Consider the following 2,854-nt stretch of genomic DNA (forward strand, 5'->3'; position numbering starts at 1 on the left):
ACAGGGCGAGGGCGTCGGCCAGGAACTCGCGCTCACGGCGCCGTCGACCGTCGTCCGGCCCGTCCGACATCGTCACGCCCGTGCGTCCGCCGCCCCCGCGCGCAGGGTCTCGATCATGGCGTCGGGGTCGGGCGCGCCGTAGACGGCGGATCCGGCGACGAAGACGTCGCAGCCCGCGGAGGCGGCGTCCCCGATCGTGCGCGAGTCGATGCCGCCGTCGATCTGGATCAGCACGTCGAGCCCGCGCCGGTCGATCTCCGCGCGCAGCGTTCGGACCTTGTCGAGGACCTCCGGCATGAACGACTGGCCACCGAACCCGGGCTCGACGCTCATCACCAGGACCAGGTCGACGTGCTCGAGCAGGTCGAGGTACGGCTCCACGGCCGTGCCCGGCTTGATGGAGATGCCGGCCCGGCAGCCGCGCGAGTGCAGCAGGTCCGCGACGGCCTTCGGATCGTCGGTGGCCTCGACGTGGAAGGTGATGCTGGCCGCACCCGCGTCGACGTAGTCGCCCACCCACCGTGCCGGGTCCTCGATCATCAGGTGGCAGTCCATCGGCTTGTCGGTGACCTCGCCGACCGCCTTCGCGACCGGGGCGCCGAAGGACAGGTTGGGGACGAAGTGGCCGTCCATCACGTCGACGTGGATCCAGTCCGCGGCGGGGATCCGCTCGATCTCCCTGTCCAGGCGGGCGAAGTCGGCGGACAGGATCGACGGCGCGATGAGCGGCTGGTACGACATGCCGCCCAGTCTAGGCGGGCGGGCGCGAGCGGACTTCCCAGGGCGTGGACCGCGATCAGGCGCCCGGACCCGCCAGCGAGAGACAGAACTCGAGTTGGTCGGCCACGATCTGCTCGAAGTACGGGTCGACGTAGGGGTCGAAGTGCTCGCACGGGTACTCCAGATACCTGCCACGCGGCATCCGCTGAGCGGCCCGGCGCGCGGTCGCCGCGGGAGTGATGGCGTCCCGGGTGGCGATCTGCACCAGGACGGGGCACGCGATCCGTCTCGCGTGCCGGATCGGAGAATAGAAGCCGATCCGCACCAGGATCCGGGCTGCGACGTACTCGGGGAAGTCGCCGCGCTCCAGTCCGGAGTCCGCCGCCAGGCGGTCGACCGCGGGGTCGGCGTCCGGGCTCGTCATGGCACCGGCCTCCCCCGGCTTACCGACCAGCGGGACGTACCGGGGCTCCCCACGCCGGGCCGCGCGCCAGAGGTCGCCGATGATCGCGGGGGTGAGCCTGACCGCCGAGCGCAGCGGCGTCGCCCGGACCGCGGCCGGCCCGCTGACGTGCGGAACCTGCGCGACGACCCCCGCGAGTCGCTCCCCTGTTCCGGCGAGCGTGAGGACGTGGCCGCCCGAGAACGACGTGCCCCACGCGATGACACGGTCCGGGTCGACGCCGGTCAGTGACCGGGTGAAGGCGAGCGCGGACCGCCAGTCGTCGAGCTGACGGCCGATGTCGAGGAGCTGGCGGGGCTGCCCGTCGCTGGCGCCGAAGTGCCGGTAGTCGAAGACCACGACGACGAAGCCGGCGTCGCGGAAACGCTCGGCGTACGCGGGCAGTCGGAGATCGCGGATACACCCGAGGCCGTGCGCCATGACGATGGCCGGTGCGGTTGTCCCGCCGGGGTCCGACGAGGTCTCCGGGCGGTACACCCACGCCGCGCACCCGGTCCCGCCGGAGAGGAAGGTCGCGTCGACCCGGCCCTGGTCCGCGTCTGCTGACGGCATCGACTGTCAGTCCTCTCGTGTCAGCGGTGTGGGGTCTGAGGCGACCCTGCGCAGCCCCGCCATGAACATCGCGTCGGTGCCGTGGCGGTGCGGCCAGAGCTGCACCCACGGTCCGTCTCCGAGGCCCTCGGTGGCGGCCCCGTCGATCCCCTCGAGGATCTCGCGTACGTCGAGGAGTTCGACATCGTCGCGCCTGTTCGCCTCACGGATCATAGACACCGTCTCGGACAGGTGGGGGGAACACGTCGCGTAGAGCACCACGCCCCCGGGCCGCACGAGACGCAGTGCGGATTCCAGCAGCTCCCGCTGGAGCACCACCAGTCCCGGGATGTCGGCGGCGGTCTTTCGCCACCGGGCCTCGGGACGACGCCTCAGGGCGCCGAGACCCGAACACGGTGCGTCGAGGAGGACTCGATCGAACCCCGGTTCCAGACCGGGATCCCGGCCGTCCGCGGTGAGGACGGTCACCGGAAGGTCCCGGGTGGCCTCCCGCACGAGATCGGCGCGGTGTTCGGAGACCTCCACACCGGTCACCGTCGCGCCCTCGATCTCCGCCAACGCGCCCAGCATGACGGCCTTGCCACCGGGTCCGGCGCACAGATCCAACCACCGGCCGCCGTCCTCGCCGACGAGCGGTGCACGGGACGCGGCGATCGCGACGACCTGACTGCCCTCGTCCTGCACCGTGGCGAGCCGGTCGCGCACCGCCTCGAGGGTCCCGGGGTCACCCGAGTCGAGGTGGACCGCGTACGGCGACACGACGCCCTCGGTGCCGCCGGTCACCAGCGCGAGTTCCTCCGCCGAGATGGCGCCGGGCAGTGCCGCCAGGTGCACCTTGGGGCGCGCGTCATCGGCGGCCAGCAGCTCGGGCAGCTCCGCTGCGTCCGCCCCCAGGGATTCGGCGAACGCACGGGCGATCCACTCCGGGTGCGCGGTGCCCACCGCCAGCCGGGCGACGGGGTCCGTCACGTCCTTCCGGAGCACTGCGACCCAGCCGTCCAGGTCCTGTGCGGAGACCTTGCGCAGCACCGCGTTGACGAACGCCCCGGCCCTGCCCAGCCCCTGCGTCCGCGCCGCCTCCACACTGGTGTCGACGGCCGCGTGCGCCCCGATCCGGGA

3 protein-coding genes are annotated in these 2,854 nt (G+C 72.5%); all 3 read right to left on the reverse strand.

The annotated features are described in order from the left end of the window. Positions 1 to 72 precede the first annotated feature (72 nt). Complete coding sequence (gene rpe / locus G6017_RS12025) at positions 73 to 741, reverse strand: ribulose-phosphate 3-epimerase (RefSeq protein ID WP_182617561.1); 669 nt, start codon at positions 739 to 741, stop codon at positions 73 to 75. 55 nt (positions 742 to 796) lie between these two features. Beyond that, on the reverse strand, positions 797 to 1,735 hold the full coding sequence (locus tag G6017_RS12030; RefSeq protein ID WP_182617563.1) for an alpha/beta hydrolase: 939 nt from the start codon (positions 1,733 to 1,735) through the stop codon (positions 797 to 799). Positions 1,736 to 1,741: 6 nt separating this feature from the next. After that, positions 1,742 to 2,854, reverse strand: a 1,113-nt coding sequence (locus G6017_RS12035) for an RsmB/NOP family class I SAM-dependent RNA methyltransferase (protein ID WP_182617565.1), incomplete at its 5' end; no start/stop codon positions are given.

It is taken from the genome of Dietzia sp. B44, assembly GCF_014145245.1.
Taxonomy (GTDB): Bacteria; Actinomycetota; Actinomycetes; order Mycobacteriales; family Mycobacteriaceae; genus Dietzia; species Dietzia natronolimnaea.